Source organism: Myxococcales bacterium (genome assembly GCA_016716835.1).
Lineage (GTDB): Bacteria > Myxococcota_A > Polyangia > Haliangiales > Haliangiaceae > JADJUW01.
In genome coordinates, this window is sequence record JADJUW010000001.1 from 3,135,651 (window position 1) to 3,154,798 (window position 19,148).

Below are 19,148 nucleotides of genomic sequence, written 5' to 3' on the forward strand. Positions count from 1 at the left end.
CGCTCTCTACACTGCGCGCCTATGAAATTTGTCCACGTTGCCGAGGCGCCGCTTGCGGCCAAGGGAGACCTACTTGCATTCATCGTATTTGGCGATCCAGCCAAAGACGCGCTGTTTACGGCGCTCAACAAGGCGCTAGGCGGGGCGCTCGCGGAAGCCGCAAGCGCGGAGTCGTTCACGGGCGCCAATCTCACCACGCTCGTCGTGCCGACGCTTGGTCGGCTAAATGTTAAACGGATCGTCGTGCTCGGCGCGGGCACAGGCAAGCGCGAGGCCACGCCGCTGCAGCTGCGCGATCTCGCGGCGTTGGCGCATCAATGCGGTGAAAAGCTCAAGGCGCACACCTTAGCCTTTGTGCTCCCCGCCGGCGCGCCCACCACCACCGCGCAACTCGTCGTCGAGGGCGTGCTTGGCGGCGCCTATCGCTTCAACAAGTACCTCACCACGGAAGAGGGCAAGAAGAATTCGCCGGTCACCGCGGTGCACTTGCTGGCCCACGGCAAGAGCGACAAGGTCGCCGCCGGCGTCGCGCGTAGCCTCGCCACCGGCATTACGCGTGGCACCGCCATCGGCCACGCGGTCAATGCCGCGCGCAACTGGATCAACGAGCCCGCGGCCTTCATGACGCCAACGGAAATGGCCAACAACGCGCGCGCCGTGGCCAAAAAGCACAAATCGGTTACGGCGTCGGTGCTCAACCGCGCCGCCTGCGAAAAGCTCAAGATGGGCATGTTCCTCGCGGTCGCCAAGGGCGCCGCCGAAGAGCCAACGTTTATTCACATGGTCTATACGCCGGCCAAAAAAGCCAAAAAGCGCGTCGCGCTGATCGGCAAGGGCCTCATGTTCGACTCGGGCGGTTACTCGCTCAAGCCATCTGACTCGATGTTTGACATGAAGGTCGACATGTCGGGCTCGGCCGCCGTCATCGCCGCGATGGACGCCATCGCCACGCTTGGCTGCGAGCACGAGGTTCACGTCATCGCGGCCTGTTGCGAAAACATGGTCTCGGGCGGCGCGTACAAGCTTGGCGACATCCTCATCGGCATGGACGGCACCAGCGTCGAGATCAACAACACCGACGCCGAGGGCCGCCTCACCTTGGGCGACGCCATCACGTACACGCGCGAAAAAGTAAAACCCGACGAGATGTTCGACTTTGCTACGCTCACCGGCGCTTGCTTGGTGGCGCTTGGACCCTACACCGCGGGCGTGCTCAGCGACCACGGCAAGCTTGCATCGTCGTGGCTGTCCGCGGCCGCGGCCACGGGCGAAGACATGTGGCGCTTGCCACTCAACAGCCGCCTCAAAGAGCAATTGCGCAGCCCAATCGCCGACATGCGCAACACCGGTGAGCGCTGGGGCGGCACCATCACGGCCGGCCTGTTTCTCAAGCACTTTGCCAAGGACACGCCATGGGTGCACGTTGACATCGCCGGACCAGCCTCGATTACCACACGGGGCGCCCAGCGCAACCCCGTGGAGGCACCGGGTTTGCCGTGGCGACCATCGTCCAGTATCTTTGCTAAGCGCGCGCAAAGGGCCGCAGGCGCAGTGGCAGTCCACGGCGTTGATCGCTGAAATTATTGTGCTAATCGCATCGCGTTGTGACCGTGAGCCATCTGGAAGCCGGGGCCGCAACGCCTCAATTTCATGAGAATTTGTTAGGGTTTAGGCCTCATTCAGGGTAAAGTTCGCCACCTGCAGGCAGGCGCCAGCCGTCTAGACGCCGGCTGGTGACGAAACCCACGAGGACATGGTTGTGAGCGAGTTTAAACCCGGCGAAATGGTTGTCTATCCGACCCACGGCGTCGCCGAAATGGTGTCGGTTGAACACCGCGAACTCGCCGGCACCAAAGCGCAATTCTACGTCCTCAAAATCGTCGAGTCGGGCCTCAAGGTCATGGTACCGGTAAAAAATGCCGGCACGGTGGGCATTCGCAATCTCGTCTCCAAAGAGGAAATCGACGAAATCTACGAGATGCTCAAGAGCCGCGAGGTGCCGCGCGATAACCAAACGTGGAATCGCCGCAGCCGCGAATACGAAGAAAAGATCAACACCGGCAGCCTCTACGAGATTGCCGAACTCGTACGCGACTTGCGCGTGCTCGGCGCGCGCAAAGAACTTTCGTTTGGCGAAAAGCGCGTACTCGCCAAGGCCAAGAAGCGGATGGTTAAAGAAATCTCGACCGTCAAAAAATTGGCCGACGACGTGGCGACAGTCGAAGTCGACACCATCTTCGCCGACATTCCTCTAAAAGTCCCGCCGTCGTAATGGCTGCTGCTTACGGAGCAGGTGAGCGCACGTGTCTTCCTGCTCGCAGATAGAAATCGGTTGCACTGGCGACGCCAGGCAGGGGGATGCACGTGTCTTCCTGCTCGCAGATAGCACTCCTCCGGGGCGCCGCGAGACCGCGGTGGTATCCACATCCGGTGGTGCCAACACCACTTCCGTGCAATCTATGCTCGCGGAAGAAACGTGCATCCTCCTGCCTGACGCGGCTTTGTTGGTTACGTAACGGCGCTTCTTGATCCGTACGCATGGCGCCATTAGCGCAGTGGGTTCGCCGAGAACCGCGCTAGGTTGCTCGCTGGGTTGAAGCTTGAGTGCATGGAAACGCTATGCGGCAACACCCAGGTTTGCACGGGTTCCGTCCAATGAAGACTCAGTTCCGAGGTGTTTGTAGGCAAGGTCGTGTCTGATTCCCAGAGGCTCATGCCTCTGGTGTCAATGCCGTCAACCACATAGCAACTTTCTAGACCCGTCTCCCCATGCATAACGCCCGGTGGAAGAGGGACCGCAATTCGTATCGGCGAAAGCGCGTCGTTTAGCGACGGCCAACAGTCAGTAGAGACGACGACGGCCGTGGTTGCTCGGGGTGTCGCCAACGGGGCTTCCGTTGCCCGACATCCAACCGCGAACGTAAGCACCATCATCGTCGCGGCGCGAATTTGAATTTGCATCTCGCGACTGTATCCATTCACTCGCGATTTTGCGTTTCGTGGCGACTAACACGTGCTGGCTCACCGTCGCCTTGGGTCGCCGTACTTGGGGTTGTGTAGGGGTCACTCCCGGCCCGAAATCCCGAATATATTTTAAGGGGTTAGCTACGCTACTGCGTAGTCACGTTCAAGCAAGCGTAACTACGCAGCACAGGATCTAACATATTGAAATTACGAGTTAATCGGGGGCCGAGAGTGACCCTGTTGTCTATGATAGGCTAGCCAGGTGGCGCTCCCAACGGCAAGCGAGCTGAACCCGTTCCCAGACGATCTAGACGGGCAAGTCGCTCAGCGCAATTTCCTTGGCAAGACCGTGGAGGAAGCCGCCCAGTTGTTCGCGAAGCAGGGCGGTTCGGTTGAGGATTTAATGTGGATGGGGCCGCGCGCATTTGTCTACTACCTGCCCGCAGCGTTGCGTTACCTTGAGGGCGCTACCACCGATTGCGATGAATGGGACGTCGTGGGGGCATTACCGGGAACGATAGCCTTCCGGCTCGATCACGAAGCAGCAGAAATCGCTGACGCATGGTCAACCATCGACCACCTGTGCGCGTACGTTTTAGCGCACGCGGATCGCCTCCTGGATGAATGGGATCGCGCTGAGGTCAGCGCTCGCTATCGCGATGTGAGCGCGCGAATCTCAGCGCTGCGTGCTGGATCGTAGAGATCACACACCACCCGTGTTAGTGGCACCTTCCAGTGCGCGCTAGTTCCACCAGCTACGATGCTGTGACCGCAGCAGGCTGGTGCCGCACGTTTCTTCCGCGAGCATAGATTGCACGGCAGTGGTGTTTGCACCGAGCGCGGTGGGTACCACAGCGTTCCTGTATGACCCCTTCGGGTCGCTATCTGCGAGCAGGAAGACACGTGCGCCCACCGGCCTGCCTATCGATTACGCAGCACGGCTATTAACTAAACGTAATGTATATGGAATTTGGCGTGTGGAGTGACCCTTAGTGCCCGGTGACCGTAGCAGGCTGGTGCCGCACGTTTCTTCCGCGAGCATAGATTGCACCGCTCTGTGGGTGGCACCGAGGGAGGTGGATACCACAGCGTTCTCGTATGACCCCAGCGGGTCGCTATCTGCGAGCAGGAAGACACGTGCGGCCACCGGCCTGCTGGACTTCGCGCCTAGTAACGGAGGAAGGCGGAGCCCCAGGTGAGGCCGGCGCCAAAGGCGATGAGGCACACCATGTCGCCGCGCTTTATTTTGCCGAGTTTGACAGCCTCGTTCATGCAGATGGGGATGGAGGCGGCGGTGGTGTTGCCGTACTTCTGGATGTTGTTGTGCATCTTTTCTTCGGGCAGGCCAATCATCTTGGCGAACATCTGGTTGATGCGGAGGTTGGCCTGGTGCGGGATGAGCATGTCGATCTGCTCGAGCTTGAGATTGTTGGTGACCATGCCCTCCATGAGCACCTGCGGCAATTTGGTGACGGCATGTTTGAAGACCTTCTTGCCTTCCATGCGCGGGTACTGGCGGCGCTCGGCGAGGGCCTTTTCATCAATGCGGGGGTGCGCCTTGCTGGAAGGAAACTCGCACCAAAGGATCTCGGCTTCGCGGCCATCGGCGTGCAGATGCGTTGATAGCACCATGCTGCTTTCGTCTGTCGACCGGGTCATAACGACCGCGCCGGCACCGTCGCCAAACAGCACGGTCACGTCGCGTCCCGCAGTCGAAACGTCGATGCCGGTGGATTGCACCTCGGCGCCGATGACCAAGATGTTCTTATACTGGCCCATGCGGATGAAGGCATCGGCCATGGCAGTGGCGTAGACAAAGCCGCTGCACTGTTGGCGAATGTCGTAGCAGGGAATCTCGCGCAGCCCGATGAGACGTTGCACGAAGACGCCAGTGCCAGGAAAACAGTAGTCCGGCGACAGCGTCGCGACGATGAGCATGTCGATATCTTTGACATCAATGCCGGCGTCTGTGAGAGCCTCGGTCGCGGCCTTGGCCGCGAGCTCGGCCGTGCCTTCGCCAGGCTCGACCCAACGACGCTCTTCGATCCCGCTGCGCTCTAAAATCCATTCGTGGCTCGTCTCCATAAATTTTGAAAGGTCGTGGTTGGTGACGACCTTTGATGGTACGTAGGCGCCAATGCCCGCGATGCGGCTGCGGTGATTCATGCGGCCAAGCTAGCCGAGCCGGCGCAAAGCGCGCAACCTTTGCGAACGACCTGGCGCTTAAATTTGCGGCTGCGCGAAGATTTCCACGCACCTGCGCACTTCGTTACGCGGACCATGCCAGGAAGGCCGGTCGCCAATTCAAGGGGTTAGGCTGGCCGCGCCGCGCGTGAGCATCCACCAGATCTCGCAGGCGTCCGATTCGCGGCCTTGCCTTGGTTAGATGTCGAGATTGCGCACGTTGAGCGCGTTCTCTTCAATGAAGAGACGTCGCGGCTCGACCAGATCGCCCATGAGCTTGGTGAATACCCGATCGGCCTCTTCGAGTTCTTCGACCTTTACCTTCAATAAATTGCGCTTGCTCGGATCCATCGTGGTCTCCCACAATTGCTCGGCATTCATTTCGCCCAGACCTTTGTAGCGTTGGATCTGCAGGCCCTTGCGGCCAAGCTCATCAATCACGGTGCCCACCTCTTCGGGCGTGTTGACGATGCGTGCCTCACCTTTTTCATAGGTAAGCGAATACGGCCCTGGCGCCGCGGTTTGATTTTGATCGATCAAGCGGCGCAACTCTTTGAACTCGCCGCTGCGTACAAAATCGACGCTGATAACCGACTCTTTGCGCACCGAGCCTGAACCCGCCGCAACGCGGGCCATGTGGGCGCCGTGTTCGGGATCCGCGCGAAAGGTAAATTCAAACGCGCCAAGCTCCGGCGACTCGACCTTGAGGCGCGCGCGCACCGCTGCCGTTACCTCTTGCAGCCGTGGCAGATCGTTTAGATCGGCCAGCGTGAGATTCGCGTCGACAAAGGCGCTCAAGATGCGGCCCTCGCCCCGCTTGCCGAGCATGGCGCGAACCTTATCGATTTGCAGTTGGCGGCGCGCAAACTCGACGAGCGCGGGCCCCGCGATAACTGCATTAACACCAGGTTTGGTGCTTGTGAGCACGGTGTCGCTGCACACTGATTGCAGCAGGTAGTCTTCGAGCGCCTGCTCGTTCTTGATATACATCTCCACTTTGCCCTTTTTGATTTTATAGAGCGGTGGCTGCGCGATGTAGATGTTGCCGCGATCGAACAACTCGCCGTAGTGGCGAAAAAAGAACGTCAGCAAGAGCGTGCGGATGTGCGAGCCGTCGACATCGGCATCCGTCATGATGATGATCTTGTGGTAGCGCAGCTTCTCCACATCTTTTTCTGAACCAACGCTCGTGCCGAGCGCGGTGATGAGCGTGGTGATTTCTTGCGAGGTCAGCATGCGGTCAAACCGCACCTTCTCAACGTTTAAGATCTTGCCCTTGAGCGGCAGGATGGCCTGAAAATGGCGATCCCGCCCTTGCTTGGCGGAGCCACCGGCGGACTCGCCTTCGACGAGGAAGAGCTCACACTTGGCCGGATCGCGCTCCTGACAGTCTGCAAGCTTGCCCGGCAGGGAGCTGAGCTCGAGCGCGCCTTTGCGCTGAACGAGTTCGCGAGCGCGTTTGGCCGCGTCGCGTGCCCGCGCGGCGAGCATTGCCTTTTCGACGATGGCCTTGGCATCCTTGGGATGACGCTCGAGGTATTCCGAAAGCTTCTCGCTAACCGCGGCGTTGACCGCCGGCGTAACTTCAGACGAGACCAGCTTGTCCTTGGCTTGGTTGGAGTACTTTGGGTCGCTGACCTTGATCGAAATGACGCCGGTAAGGCCCTCGCGCAAATCTTCGCCCGAGAGCGATTGCTTGGCATCTTTGATCAGCTTGTACTCGGTAGCGTAGTTATTCACCGTGCGGGTCAGCGCCTGGCGAAAACCGGTGAGATGCGTCCCGCCATCGCGATTTTTGATGGTGTTGGTAAAGCAGGTGACGATTTCGCTGTACGTGTCATTCCACTGCAGCGCGACGTCGACGGCGATGCCTTCGCTCTCGCCGGAAAAGGCGATGACCTCGGACAAGGTGGTCTTGTTTGAGTTCAAATCCGCGACGTAATCGCGAATGCCGCCAACGGCGTGAAACGTATCGGCGCGGTCGTTGCGTTCGTCACGGATGTTGATGACCAGGCCGCTGTTGAGATAGGCGAGTTCGCGCAACTTCTGCGCGATCTGGTCGTAGGAGAACTCGATGATGTTCTTAAAGATGGTGACGTCAGGTGAAAACGTCACCTTGGTGCCGCGGCGATCAGTGACGCCAGTCGACTTGAGCTCGGTGGTCGGCACGCCGCAGGAATACTCTTGATAGTACACCTTGCCGCCGCGACGAATTTCGAGCTTGAGCAGGCTGGAGAGCGCATTGACGGCGGAAACACCGACGCCGTGCAGACCGCCGGAGACCTTGTAACCCGAGCCGCCAAACTTGGCGCCTGCGTGCAGCACGGTCATCACGACCTCTGCGGCGGGACGATTTTCGATCGGGTGCATGTCGACCGGGATGCCGCGGCCGTCGTCTTCGACGGTAACCGAGTTGTCGTAATGGATAACGACGTTGATAACGCCACAGTGACCGGCCAAGTGTTCGTCGACCGCGTTGTCGACGACTTCGTAGACTAGGTGGTGCAGGCCGGTGCCGTCATCGGTGTCGCCGATGTACATGCCCGGACGCTTGCGCACGCCCTCGAGGCCCTTTAGGACGCCGATGCTATCTGCCGTATATTCGCCCGCGGCAACGGTGCCGTCGCCGGTAGGTGTATCTGTGATTTCGGCCATATCCGCTCTCTCTTTTTGCAGCAGGCGTTTCTACCATACGGGCCCAAATTGCGAAAGCAATTCCGGGGCTCAAACGCGACGCTCAAGCGTCTCGTAACATCTTATTTTATATAATAATATTAAGTATTTGCATCATATATTTGAAAGCGCCCGTGGCTCGTGGAGACGTCGTAGCGCTCGCCCTGCAAGCGAATCAATTTTGCATCCGTTGTGGTTATAAAACATTGGCCTACTTTGCCGTCGAGATACTCGAACAGGTACGCGTTGCGCGCGGCGTCGAGCTCGCTAGAAACGTCGTCCAGCAGCAGCACGGGCGGCGCCCCAAACCGGTCGCGCAAGTCGTCAAGCTCGGCGACCTTCCATGCCAGCGCCATGGCGCGCAACTGCCCCTGCGAGGCCGTGGTAGCTGCGTCGCGGCCGCCAAATTGAAAATGGAGATCTTGACGATGCGGTCCAGCGGTGGTGGTGCCTCGCACCAGGTCTTGCGGCCGCCGTTGCGTCAGCAGCTCGATCAACCGCTGCCTCCTCGCTTCGAGCGGCTCATCAGCGACCGGTCCAAACTGGTCAATTAGCGTCACCAGGCTGGCCTCATCAATGCGCATGATGGCAGCAAAGTTGTGTGGATAACGCGCGGCTAGGCGGCGCACGTGATCAAAGCGCGCCTGCGTAAGTTGCGCGCCAAATTCTGCAAGCTGCACGTCGTAGACCTCGAGCAACCGCGTCGCGGCTTCATGGGTTGTCGAGCCACGTGCGCGGTCGCGGAGCACGGCATTTCGCGATCGCAAGGTCTTGTCATAGCTGGCCATAACCCCGAGGTAGGCCGGCGTTGCGTGAAACACCGAGCGGTTGAGAACATCGCGTCGATCACTAGGTGACGCCCGCGGCAAGAGTAAATCTTCGGGCGCAAACATCACGGCGTTAAAACCACCAAAATATTTACTTAGCGGCCTCGCTGCTTTGCCATCGAGCTTGGCGTGGCGTCCCTCCTCGTCGAGCGTCACCTCGTAGTGTCGATCGAGGCCGCCCGTGTGTACCTGTGCGGCTAACTTCGCCGCCGGTTGGCCGTGCGCAATGCAATCGGCGAGTTTGGTGGTACGAAACGACCGCAGCGCCGCGACGACGTAGATCGCCTCGAGCAGATTCGTTTTGCCCTGCCCGTTTTGCCCCGAGATAACCGTAAAGCGCGGTCCCGGGGTAAAGCTGAGCGGCTGCAGGTTTCGAAAGTTATGGGCCTCGAGGCGCGCGATATTCACGTGGCCTTGGGCGTCTTACAGTTTCATCGGCATAACGAGGCCAAGATATGCCTCGTCGCTTTGCGGCCTAATCACGGCAGGATCGGTTTCCGTGCCGAGTTCGATCGCTACTTTTTCAGCGGTCACTTGCTGCAGCATTTCGACGACATATTTTGGGTTAAAGCCGATGGTAATGGGTTCGCCATCGAGGGCTATTTCGACCTCTTCTCGCACCTCGCCGCGATCAGGGTTGTCACTAGTCACGGTGAGCGTGGCCGCGTCGAACGCAAACTTGACGCCACGGTTTTCAGAGGACATGAGCTGCGTGCGCCTCAGGGCATCCACCAGCGCCGTCCTACTAACCACGGCGGTTCGTTTGTGCGTTTTTGGGATCACCTGCTCATACGGTGGAAACTGCGCATCGATGAGCTTGATCGCGAGCGTCATGTCATCGGCTACGAGGTACACGTAAGGACTCTTGATCGCGATCTGGCATTCGCTCGCGGTGTCAGCGAGCTTGCGCAATTCGACCATTCCTTTTTTGGGAATGATAACGCCCGCGGCGAGCACCGGGCCCGCGGCGATTTGACGTTCGACCTTGCTTAAGCGATGGCCGTCGGTAGAAACCATGCGCGAGGTTTGTCCGTTGCTTTCGAAGAATATGCCGTTGAGGTGAAACCGGGTTTCGTCGTTGCAGACAGAAAACAGCGTGCGGTCGGCCATTTCACGCAAGATGGCGCCGCTGATGGGTGCCAAGGTTGCTTCCTTGGCATCGGGCACGCGCGGAAAATCGCGGTCGGACATCCCGACCAATTTGTAGGTAGCCTTGCCCGCTTTAACTTCGGCCCAGTTGTTATCGGCCTTGCGCAAGGTGACGTTGTCACCCGGGGCGGCGGCGACCAAATCGTGCAGCGCTTTGGCTTCGACGGTTAGGCCGCCTTCTTTGGCGACCGTGGCTTTGAGGTTGGCGCTGACTGACACGTTGAGATCCGTTGCGGCGATGGAGAGGCCTCCCGCCGAGGTGGCGCGCAATAACACATTTGCCAGCATGGGCATCGTGCTTTTTCGATCGGCGATGCTTTGCGCGATGCGGAGACCGCGAAGAAATTCGGATTTTGCGATGGTGAATTCCATGATGGGTGCCCGCTCTTCTTATAATGATCTTTATAAGAAAGATCTGATCAGATCGTAGAGATAGTAAGACATGCAGTTTTGTGAACAACTCTGTAGCGCGCTGACATTACCCGACAATAGGGCTGGCGCGCGAGCCGTAGAGGTGAGGATTGCATAGGGCTTAAGGTGAGGAACATCAACCCTCGGGGGCACACACACCCTAGGTAGGTGGCTAGATCACAGGGTCTCCCACAGCGTTATGCACACGCTATTTGCCGATGCAAAAGCGGCTAAATATTTCGTCGAGCAGCGTCTCGGTGGTGTCGCGGCCGGTCAATTTGGCGAATTCGCCTCTCGCCGCCCGCAATTCAATAGCGCAGATGGAGAGGTCCGCTTCCGCGCGCAACGCAGTTAGGCTCGCATCGAGATAACGGCGCGCGCCCGCAAGATGCTGCCGCTGGCGCTCAGTGGTCACAAGCGGGTCCGATTCGCCGCTGGAGCCGGCAAGGCCCACGCGCGCAAGGATCGCGGTTTTGAGGCTTTCTAGGCCCATCCCGGTGGTTGACGACGTGGCGATGGCAGGAGCCTCTGTTGGCGGCCTTGCCACGGTATCGCATTTGGTGAATACCAGGAGTTGGCGCGCGGCAAGCTCGGTGGTTTCGAGCGACGCGCCCGCATCGCGAACGATGAGCTGTAGATCGGCATTGCGGATTTGAGCCTGGGCGAGGTCGATGCCTTGTTGTTCGATTTCGTCCGCGCCCGCGCGTAGTCCCGCGGTATCGACGAGCGTAACCTCGACGCCCTGCCATAGCGCCGTCGCCTCGACATAGTCGCGCGTGGTGCCGGCGGTCGGCGAGACGATCGAACGCGTGCGACCGAGCAAGGCGTTAAATAGCGACGACTTGCCGGCGTTGACAGGACCGGTCAGCGCGACCGTGATGCCCGAGCGCAGCGCCTTGCCCTCGGCAAAGCCCGCGAGCAGCTTGTCGCACGCAGCGATGGTTGCCTGCAGTTGCGTACGCAGGGCGGTCGCTGAGGCGGTTGGCAGTTGCTCGTCGGGAAAATCCAGGTTGGCCTCGATTTCGGCTAGGACGCCGGTGCTTTCACGTTCTAGGCCTGCAACTGCTTCCCCGAGCGAGCCGGCGAGTTGGGCCTGCGCGACGCGCAGGGCGCGTTCGCTGGTCGCCTCGATGACCGCTAAGAGACCCTCAGCGCGCGTAAGGTCGAGCTTGCCAGCTTCCACCGCGCGGCGCGTAAACTCGCCAGGATCGGCTATTCTAAGCCCGCTGTCGACACATGCGGCGAGGAGCCGTGTCAAGTTCAGCGTCCCGCCATGGGCCTGCAGCTCGACGACGTCTTCGCCGGTAAATGAGCGCGGCCCACGCATGGGCAAGACGACGAGTTGATCGAGCACGGCGCCGTTGCGATCGTAGGCGGTAGCGAGGGTGGCGACCCGGTCGGGCAAGGTTGCAGCTGGCCTGCGCACAAGCGCGGCGGCGGCGGCCATCGCCCCAGGCCCGCTTAGTCGCAAGATGCCGACGGCGCCAGGGCCGACCGCGCTAGCGATGGCAACAATGGTATCGGGGGCGGCGTGCCCACCGCCCGTGGTCATGACGGCAGAACGACAATGTGGCGATCGTCGCCTTCGCCTTCGCTCTGCGTGCCAAGGCCCATGTTCGCGATGTACATGTGGACGATGCGGCGGTCGTACGCGGGCATCGGCGACATCGGTACCGGTGCGCCGGAGGCCTTCACCTTTTCCGCCGTGCGCGCGGCGATCGATTCGAGGCGTTCGACATGCTTGGCGCGATGGCCATTGGTGTCGACGTAGATCGGCTTGCCTTTTTCTTGGCTGCGATCGCGATAGACCGACTTGGTGATGAGGTGTTGCAGCGCCTCGATGGTCTTGCCGTGGCGGCCGATGACCATCTCGGGATTGGCGCAATGCACCTCGAGCGTCACGTTATCTTCGGTCTCGTGAATGTCGATGTCGGCCTTGATGCCCATTCGTTCGAGCACGCCCATGAGGAATTCGCTAGCTTTTTCAATTGGATCCATAAGACAGCCTTTTTGCTGGAAAGCAGGGTTCTAGTTGGTTTTGCGCTTGTTGCGCGGTTGCTGTTTGGAAGGGGATTTGCCCGCGCCTTGCTTGCGCAGGTCGCCATTTGATGGCGCGGCGGCGAGCACGTCGGTGGAGCCCTCGTCGTCGCTGTCAATGACGCCGCTAACCGTCGCCAAGGCACCACCACCACCACCGGCTGGCGCGCTGATCGCCGCGGGGTTGTTGCGGTTCATGTACATGGTATGGCCGATGGTGAGCAGCGTATTGGTGAGGATGTAGACGCTAAGGCCCGACGGAAAAAAGAACGACATCACGCCAAATAGCAGCGGCATGCCGTACATCAGCATCTTCTGCTGCATGGCATCGCCAGCGACCGGCGTCAGGCGCGATTGGATAAACATCGTGCCGGTGAGCACGACGGGAAGGATGTAGAGCGGATCGGCTGCGGTGAGGTCCGAGAGCCAGAAAAATTTCGCGTGATAGAGCTCGCCGGCGGTCGACAGCATGCGATAGAGCGCGAACCAGATCGGCATTTGCAGCAACATGGGCAGGCATCCCGCTACCGGGTTGACGCCGTGGGTCTTGTAAAGCGCCATCATCTCGGTATTTAGGCGCTGCTTGTCGTCGGCGTATTTTTTTTGCAGGTCCTCGAGCTTGGGCTTGAGCGCGCTCATGGCCTTCATCGAGCGCATGGACTTGTTGGTCCAGTACAGCGTCGCCAGCTTGACGAGGAACGTCAGAAAGATGATGGAAAAGCCCCAGCTGCCGAGGAAGCCGTAGCTCTTTTGCAAGATCCACAGCATCGGGCGCGCGATGGCGCTGAGCCAGCCAAAGTCGACCGCGTCGCGAGCGTGGGTGTTAAACCCCGCGACGGCGTCCACGGCCTCAAGGCGGTCGTAGAACTTGGGTCCGATATAGGCGACCAGCTCGCGTTTGATGGGTGGATCGCCGGGCTTGAGCGTAAAGGGTGGGTACTCGATGTCGACCACCATGTTGCCGGCGTCGGTGGTGCGATACGCGCTGCACTTGATGACCTCGCTGTTGTGGACTTTTTCGTCGCGTGAACAGGCGGCGCGCCAGTCACGCGCCTGTTCGCCACCCATGCCGGCCTGGGTCTTGCCTTTTGGATCTTGCGCGCCTGGCACGCTGATCGCCATGCGCTGTTGCAGCGTGCGCGTGCCGATGTTTTCGAGCTCAACGGCGAGGCGCACCGAGAACGTATGCGCGTCGACGGTGAAGCGCTTGGTGACGACCATGTCCGCGTCGCGGTACGTATAGGTGACGCCGCGATCTGAGTTTTCGGTGGTTTGCCAGGTCGCGCCTGCAGGTATGGCCGCGGTGCTGCGAATAAAATTTAGGGTTAGCGCGGGGTGCGAAGGCTCTACGAGGCGGCCTTTTTGTTCGCTGCGGACAAATTGTGGATCGAGCAGATTCCATTGCGTGATGGCGGCGTCGACGTCGGAGAATTCAGCGGAAATCTTGTCGAACCTTGCGGCGTGGGTGCGGCCGGATCGCGCTATGGCGGCCGGCTTGCTATCGTCGGGAAGGGTCCCAAACAGGCGCTCTGCCACAATAGGTTTGGTTTCGGTCGTGGCCGTCGTCGTCGCGGTGTCGGCTGGTTTGGTCGGCTGAGGCGGCGGAAATAGCTTGCCCCACACGAACATCACCAAAATTGCCAGCGCCGCCGCTAGGAGTAGTCGTTTGCCTTGGTCTTCCATGGATGGTGACTCCGTGATTGCTTGCTAGTGACGGTGGTGGCGTTTTTGCGGCACGGGGTCGACCCCGCCGCGTGAGAATGGATTGCAGCGGAGGATCCGCCAGATGGCTAGCCAACTGCCATGCAGCGTGCCTCGATTGGTTATGGCGTCTTTCGCGTATTCTGAGCAGGTTGGCAAGTACTTACAGGTTGGCACTTGCTTGAGCGGTGATAAAAACCGCTGGTAGAGGGAGATGAGCCAAAGCAAGACCCGTTTCATGGTTGCTTGCCGGTGGGCCTCGCCTGCCCTGCAAGCCGGCCAGCCAGGGTTTGGACGCAGCGCGCCAGCTCGGCGCCGGTCGCCGTGGCGGCTGCAGCAGTCGCGATCAAGACTATGTCGACGCCCGAGGGCCAGGTATTGGTGCGAAAGGCTTCCCGCACATGGCGCTTGATGCGATTGCGCATGACGGCGTTGCCGACCCGCTTGGTGACGGTGATGCCGAGCCGCGCGCCCGCGTTGATATCGGCGGCTTGCGAGACAAACGCGCGCAAGAGCCGAGTGTCGTGACGTCGACCGTGGTGACCGATGGCGAGAAATTCTCTTCGCTTGGCGATTCGATGTCTGGCCGGAAAGGTATGTCGCTCAGCCGCCGGCATGGGTAACAAAGGTCGTTGTCGACCTAGGACGCCTATTTTTTGGCGGTGGTTACGGACAAGCGCTTACGGCCTTTGGATCGGCGTCGACGCAAAACTTCGCGGCCTGCGCGGGTCTTTTTGCGAGCGCGATATCCGTGCGTGCGTTTGCGGCTTTTATTGTGCGGTTGGTATGTGCGCTTTGGCATAAGGACCTCTAGGGAGGGGATCGAGTACTATTGGATCGGGCCATGTGTCAAGCAAACGGCGCACGCAAGGGTTGGCTGAGGCGTGGTGGTGTTTATGCAGTGCTACTTGCGTGACCGGCTGCTAACCAGCGCTCGGCGAAAATTAGGTGCAGAGACGGTTCGAGTTCGCGCGATGTCGGCGCGGATTCGACTAGTTTTTGCCATAATCAGCTGAATTCGTTCGTTTGTTTAGGCGTAGTCGACGTGGGTTGAAACCGATCTCCTCTTTTTCGATAACGGCGCTGCGCATTTGACGAGAAAAATTGTGAAAAAAAATTTGTGTCCGGAGCGCCATAAGTTCGCGGTCTTGGACGCGTTCCGACACCGGCGTGTCACATAGCCTCTTGCGTTATGACCTTCGCCTCTGCTAGACGGGCGATCCATTTCGTGGGGACGTTGGTGGGAATGCACGCTGTGAATAACCTATGAATTATTTTAGGGATTCGCTGATTCCACATCTCTTAACTAGCAGTATTTGTTCAACACTGGCCGGAATCCGGACAGCTAACCGGATGTGGAGAAGATAGAGTGAACGACACTCATTCGATCTGGTTTGACGCTCTGCAGCGCGTGCAAACACGCGTCTCCCCACAAAATTTTGATATGTGGATTCGGCCTCTCGAATGTGTCGATGTCGGAGCCGAGATAGTCAAATTGCGCGCTCCCAACGCCTACATCCGGCTGTGGTTTGAAACCAATTTCCTGCCCGAGGTCGTCGCGGAGCTAGTGAGCGTCGCGGGCCGCCCCATTTCAGTAGAATTTGCCTCCGACGCGCCCGAAGGCGCGATTTTGCGGCGGTCACCTGCCTCTCCCGTGGGTGACACGGATGTTGCGTTCGCCACGGCCGGCAAGGCCCCCGACGTGCCGGCAGGCGCGCCAGCTATCGTAAATAGCGATGCCGGTGAGGGCTATGGGCGGGTGGGTTCGCTTGAAGCGGGTGCCGCCGCGACGGCCGCCGCTAACTTAAATCCTCGCTACGTGTTTGAATCGTTTGTCTCGGGGCCTTCCAACCAGCTCGCGTTTGCCGCGGCGCAGTCGGCAGCGGCATCTTATCCGCCAAAATATAATCCCGTCTTTTTGTGCGGAGGCGTTGGGCTGGGCAAAACGCATCTGCTGCACGCCATCGGGCATGTCCATGCGACCGATCGCCCTGGCACGCGCATTCACTACACCACCGGCGAGCGCTTTATGAACGAGTACGTCAGTGGCGTGCAGACGCGCAGCATGAACGCGTTTCGCAAGCGCTACCGCGAAGACATCGACGTGTTGCTGGTCGACGACGTTCAATTTTTGGCGGGCAAGGAAGGCACGCAGGACGAGTTCTTCCACACGTTCAACGCGCTCTATGAAACGCACAAGCAGATCGTGCTCACCTCGGATCGCAAGCCGCATGAGATCTCGGATATCGCTGATCGCCTGCGCACGCGCTTCGCGTGGGGCTTGCTCGCCGACATCGAGCCACCTGAGCTAGAGGTCCGCTTAGCCATTTTGCGCAAGAAGGCCGCGTCGGAGGGCATTGCCTTGCCAGACGATGTAGCCATGTTGGTGGCGACGGCGGTCAAATCCAACGTGCGCGAGCTCGAGGGCGCGCTAATTCGGTTGGCCGCATACTCCTCGCTGTCCAAGCGCGTCATCGACGTCGAATTTGCCAGAGAAACGCTTGGGCCCGCGTTCATGCGGCCGCGTGAGCACCTGGCGGTGGAAACCATCATCAAGGCTGTGGCCACGTACTATGGCGTCCGCGCCGCAGATCTCAAGGGCGAACGGCGACACAAGTCGATTGCCGCGCCACGTGCCGTGGCCATGTATTTGGCGCGCCAGCACACGCAAGAAAGCTATCCCGACTTGGGGCGCGCGTTTGGTGGCAAGCACCACACCACGATTATTTCGGCGGTGGAAAAGATCGCGGTCAAGCTTGCCGCCGACGTGACGTTGCGTGGCGAGATCATGGCGATCGAGTCGACCCTGCCGAAGTGACCGCTGGGGCGCGTCTTGGTTGATTCGACCGTAGGTGCAAGCCGAGAATTTTGAAGTCTTATTTCTGCGCGAACCCGTAGCGTTGGCACAGTGCGCGTAGCGTTTCGATTTGCTCGTCGCTATGCGCGGCAGATAGCACGAGACGCACTCGCGACGTCCCGGGTGCGACGGTCGGTGGACGGACCGCCTGTGCCCAGTAGCCTGCGTCGGCAAGCTTCTTGGCCATGGCCAATGCATCGGCTTCCGCACCAATGATCCACGGCACGATGGCAGAGGCGGCGCCGAAACGATCGATGTGTCGGCGCAAGTTAGCACGCCGCGCGGCGGCCTCGGGCGTGGGCATTAACTGGATAGCGGCGAGGCAGCTCCCTACGACCGCGGGATGCGGCGCGGTCGCAAAAACGTGTGAACGCGCGCGGTTCCACAGCCAGGAAATTACGTCTTGGCTTGCGGCGACGAAGGCGCCTTGGCTGCCCAGGGCCTTGCCAAACGTCCCAATAATTACGTCGGGGGTAACGCCCTGCGCGCGGGCTATGCCGGTGCCCTGTGGCCCGTAGCAGCCAAGCGCGTGGGCTTCATCGAGGACTAAAAAAGCGTCGTGTTGATCGGCGAGCTCTCGAAGCTTTGCAACGTCGGCGATGTCGCCGTCCATTGAAAAAACACTCTCGCTCAAGATGAATTTATGTCCGGTATTCGGACAATGTTGCAAGGCACGTTCGAGCGCAGCGACATCGCGGTGGGGGTAGATGTGGAGCGTCGCCTTGCTGAGCCGGCAGCCATCGATGGTACTTGCGTGGTTGAGCGCATCGGAAAAGATGTGATCGCCCTCCTCCGCAAGCGCTGGCACCAACCCAATATTTGCTAGATAGCCGGATGAGAACCACAGAGCTTTCTCGAACCCGAGCCAGCGTGCGACGGCATTTTCCAGCTCGTCGAGTAACGCAAAATTGCCGCTCAAAAGGCGCGAGGCGCCCGCGCCATTGCCATGGGACGCCATGGCGGTGATGGCACCGGATTGCAGCGCTGGATGGTGTGCAAGGCCGAGGTAGTCGTTCGAGGACACGTTGACTAGGGAGGTACCGTCTCGCCCATCGCTAGTCGTCAGGGCGCCCAGGTCGGCATTAGAGCGCTCCCACGATATGGTCGCGCCCTGGGTTCCCTGCCGAGTGTAGCGTTCGCGGATAAGATGCTTTTCAGCTAGCGCGGCGAGTCGCTCTCGGAAGCTGATCGGCATTACCGAGTGATCATATATCGCACGCCGAGGAAACGCACTTCGGGGTGATAATTGTCGCAACACCCGTCCTTTAACTTTCACGTGGAGCCGCTGATTCCGCGGATTGCTTCGAGTTTGAGTTGGGATGACCTGATGGTTGACCATTCTCGGACGGTTGAGAGTCTTGAGCGACTCTGTCTCATTTTGTCCCGACGGTTCCCGCTTGGAATTTGGCGTAGATTCGCGGCTCTGCACAGCAATGTTTCACGTGGAACGGAGACACTTTCGACGGGTCGTATGCCCCCCCCCTGTCGGTGTTCCACGTGAAACATTGTTTGTGCCGTTCAAGTTGGACTGGCTGCGGTGAGACCGTCGTTTCACGTGAAACACCCCAATGTCGCCCTCGCTGCACCAGCAGTTCCCGGGCGTTGGGCCAGCTCTGGCTACGCCTTAAATCTGCTATCCTCTGATAGATATGCGCCGCTTCACCATCGTTGGTACCGACACCGGTGTTGGCAAAACGTTTGTTACAGCCGGTCTAATTAGGGCGGCAGTCAGGGCAGGCTATGTTGCCTTTGGCTTAAAACCAGTTGAATCTGGGGCGACTGGCGCATCGAGCTCAGATACCGCAGTACTGGCGAACGTCTCTGGCCGCACCGCCAAAGAAACCAATTTTATACAGTTTGGGCCCGCGGTTGCACCCGGGCTGGTTCCAGGCAACTCCACCGAAATTGCCGAGTTAGTCAATTTTGTCCAAGTTCGCTGCAACGTGGCAGACAGTACGCAGCAAGACGGCGCAGCAGGGCCGCCGCCGACTCTTTGCTTTGTAGAGACCGCGGGCGGCTGGTTCTCGCCGCTCAGTAGTCATGGCGATGTTAGAGAGTTCGCTGTGATGTTAGCGGCGCCAGTGCTCATCGTCGGCCATGCAGGACTTGGTGCGATAAATCAACTTAGGCTCACCGTCAGCGCGGTAAAGGCTTCGCAACTGCCGATCGTCGCGCTCATCCTGTCCCAACGCGCATCCGATGACGACGCTCTGGCGGCCCAAAATGAAAGCGCAATCGCGCAGCGCACCGGCCTCACGACCATGAGGGTTAGGTCCGACGAGGATGCCGATCTACTGATTGCGACGATCCAAGAAGACCGCTCGTGGGGTTGGTGAAGCCCCGAG

The 19,148-nt window shown here is 59.7% G+C and carries 16 protein-coding genes; 5 read left to right on the forward strand and 11 right to left on the reverse strand.

Annotated features, from left to right (window positions below):
• Window positions 1-21 precede the first annotated feature (21 nt).
• The 3 genes from IPL79_14000 to IPL79_14010 all read left to right on the forward strand — a co-directional run bounded on the left by IPL79_14000 (window position 22) and on the right by IPL79_14010 (window position 3,664).
• Window positions 22-1,578: a leucyl aminopeptidase gene (locus IPL79_14000; GenBank protein MBK9072098.1), complete on the forward strand. Its 1,557-nt coding sequence runs from the start codon at window positions 22-24 to the stop codon at window positions 1,576-1,578.
• Window positions 1,579-1,759: 181 nt separating this feature from the next.
• A complete protein-coding gene (locus tag IPL79_14005) occupies window positions 1,760-2,272 on the forward strand; it encodes a CarD family transcriptional regulator (GenBank protein MBK9072099.1) in 513 nt (170 codons plus the stop codon).
• Window positions 2,273-3,226: 954 nt separating this feature from the next.
• A complete protein-coding gene (locus IPL79_14010; protein MBK9072100.1) occupies window positions 3,227-3,664 on the forward strand; it encodes a hypothetical protein in 438 nt (145 codons plus the stop codon).
• Window positions 3,665-4,131: 467 nt separating this feature from the next.
• Here IPL79_14010 and IPL79_14015 read toward each other — a convergent pair whose 3' ends face one another.
• The 10 genes from IPL79_14015 to rpmH form a co-directional block, all read right to left on the reverse strand.
• Window positions 4,132-5,130: a ketoacyl-ACP synthase III gene (locus IPL79_14015; protein MBK9072101.1), complete on the reverse strand. Its 999-nt coding sequence runs from the start codon at window positions 5,128-5,130 to the stop codon at window positions 4,132-4,134.
• A gap of 216 nt (window positions 5,131-5,346) precedes the next feature.
• Complete coding sequence (gyrB, locus tag IPL79_14020) at window positions 5,347-7,803, reverse strand: DNA topoisomerase (ATP-hydrolyzing) subunit B (GenBank protein MBK9072102.1); 2,457 nt, start codon at window positions 7,801-7,803, stop codon at window positions 5,347-5,349.
• Window positions 7,804-7,922: 119 nt separating this feature from the next.
• Window positions 7,923-9,056: a DNA replication/repair protein RecF gene (locus IPL79_14025; protein ID MBK9072103.1), complete on the reverse strand. Its 1,134-nt coding sequence runs from the start codon at window positions 9,054-9,056 to the stop codon at window positions 7,923-7,925.
• 15 nt (window positions 9,057-9,071) lie between these two features.
• Window positions 9,072-10,169: a DNA polymerase III subunit beta gene (gene dnaN, locus IPL79_14030; protein ID MBK9072104.1), complete on the reverse strand. Its 1,098-nt coding sequence runs from the start codon at window positions 10,167-10,169 to the stop codon at window positions 9,072-9,074.
• A gap of 247 nt (window positions 10,170-10,416) precedes the next feature.
• Window positions 10,417-11,760: a tRNA uridine-5-carboxymethylaminomethyl(34) synthesis GTPase MnmE gene (mnmE, locus tag IPL79_14035; GenBank protein MBK9072105.1), complete on the reverse strand. Its 1,344-nt coding sequence runs from the start codon at window positions 11,758-11,760 to the stop codon at window positions 10,417-10,419.
• Window positions 11,757-12,206, reverse strand: coding sequence for a KH domain-containing protein (locus IPL79_14040; protein ID MBK9072106.1), 450 nt, complete (start codon window positions 12,204-12,206; stop codon window positions 11,757-11,759). The genes mnmE and IPL79_14040 overlap by 4 nt, the downstream gene beginning before the upstream one ends.
• Before the next feature lie 30 nt (window positions 12,207-12,236).
• Window positions 12,237-13,928 (reverse strand): YidC/Oxa1 family insertase periplasmic-domain containing protein, encoded by a 1,692-nt coding sequence (locus IPL79_14045; GenBank protein ID MBK9072107.1) that lies wholly within the window; start codon window positions 13,926-13,928, stop codon window positions 12,237-12,239.
• Window positions 13,929-13,952: 24 nt separating this feature from the next.
• The gene (yidD, locus tag IPL79_14050; protein MBK9072108.1) at window positions 13,953-14,186 is read right to left on the reverse strand and encodes a membrane protein insertion efficiency factor YidD; all 234 of its coding nucleotides are present in this window, start codon (window positions 14,184-14,186) and stop codon (window positions 13,953-13,955) included.
• A complete protein-coding gene (rnpA, locus tag IPL79_14055; protein MBK9072109.1) occupies window positions 14,183-14,563 on the reverse strand; it encodes a ribonuclease P protein component in 381 nt (126 codons plus the stop codon). Before rnpA ends, yidD begins: the two co-directional genes overlap by 4 nt.
• Window positions 14,564-14,595: 32 nt before the next feature.
• Window positions 14,596-14,748 carry a 50S ribosomal protein L34 gene (gene rpmH, locus IPL79_14060; GenBank protein ID MBK9072110.1) on the reverse strand — a complete coding sequence of 51 codons (153 nt, stop codon included), beginning with the start codon at window positions 14,746-14,748 and terminating at the stop codon, window positions 14,596-14,598.
• A gap of 567 nt (window positions 14,749-15,315) precedes the next feature.
• On the opposite strand from rpmH, the gene dnaA reads away from it, so the two are divergent.
• Window positions 15,316-16,764 carry a chromosomal replication initiator protein DnaA gene (gene dnaA, locus IPL79_14065; GenBank protein ID MBK9072111.1) on the forward strand — a complete coding sequence of 483 codons (1,449 nt, stop codon included), beginning with the start codon at window positions 15,316-15,318 and terminating at the stop codon, window positions 16,762-16,764.
• 58 nt (window positions 16,765-16,822) lie between these two features.
• On the opposite strand, the gene IPL79_14070 is transcribed toward dnaA, so the two are convergent.
• Complete coding sequence (locus IPL79_14070; protein ID MBK9072112.1) at window positions 16,823-18,232, reverse strand: 8-amino-7-oxononanoate synthase; 1,410 nt, start codon at window positions 18,230-18,232, stop codon at window positions 16,823-16,825.
• Between the two features lie 220 nt (window positions 18,233-18,452).
• Here IPL79_14070 and IPL79_14075 point away from each other — a divergent pair, with 220 nt between their 5' ends.
• A complete protein-coding gene (locus IPL79_14075; protein ID MBK9072113.1) occupies window positions 18,453-19,139 on the forward strand; it encodes a dethiobiotin synthase in 687 nt (228 codons plus the stop codon).
• Window positions 19,140-19,148 lie beyond the last annotated feature (9 nt).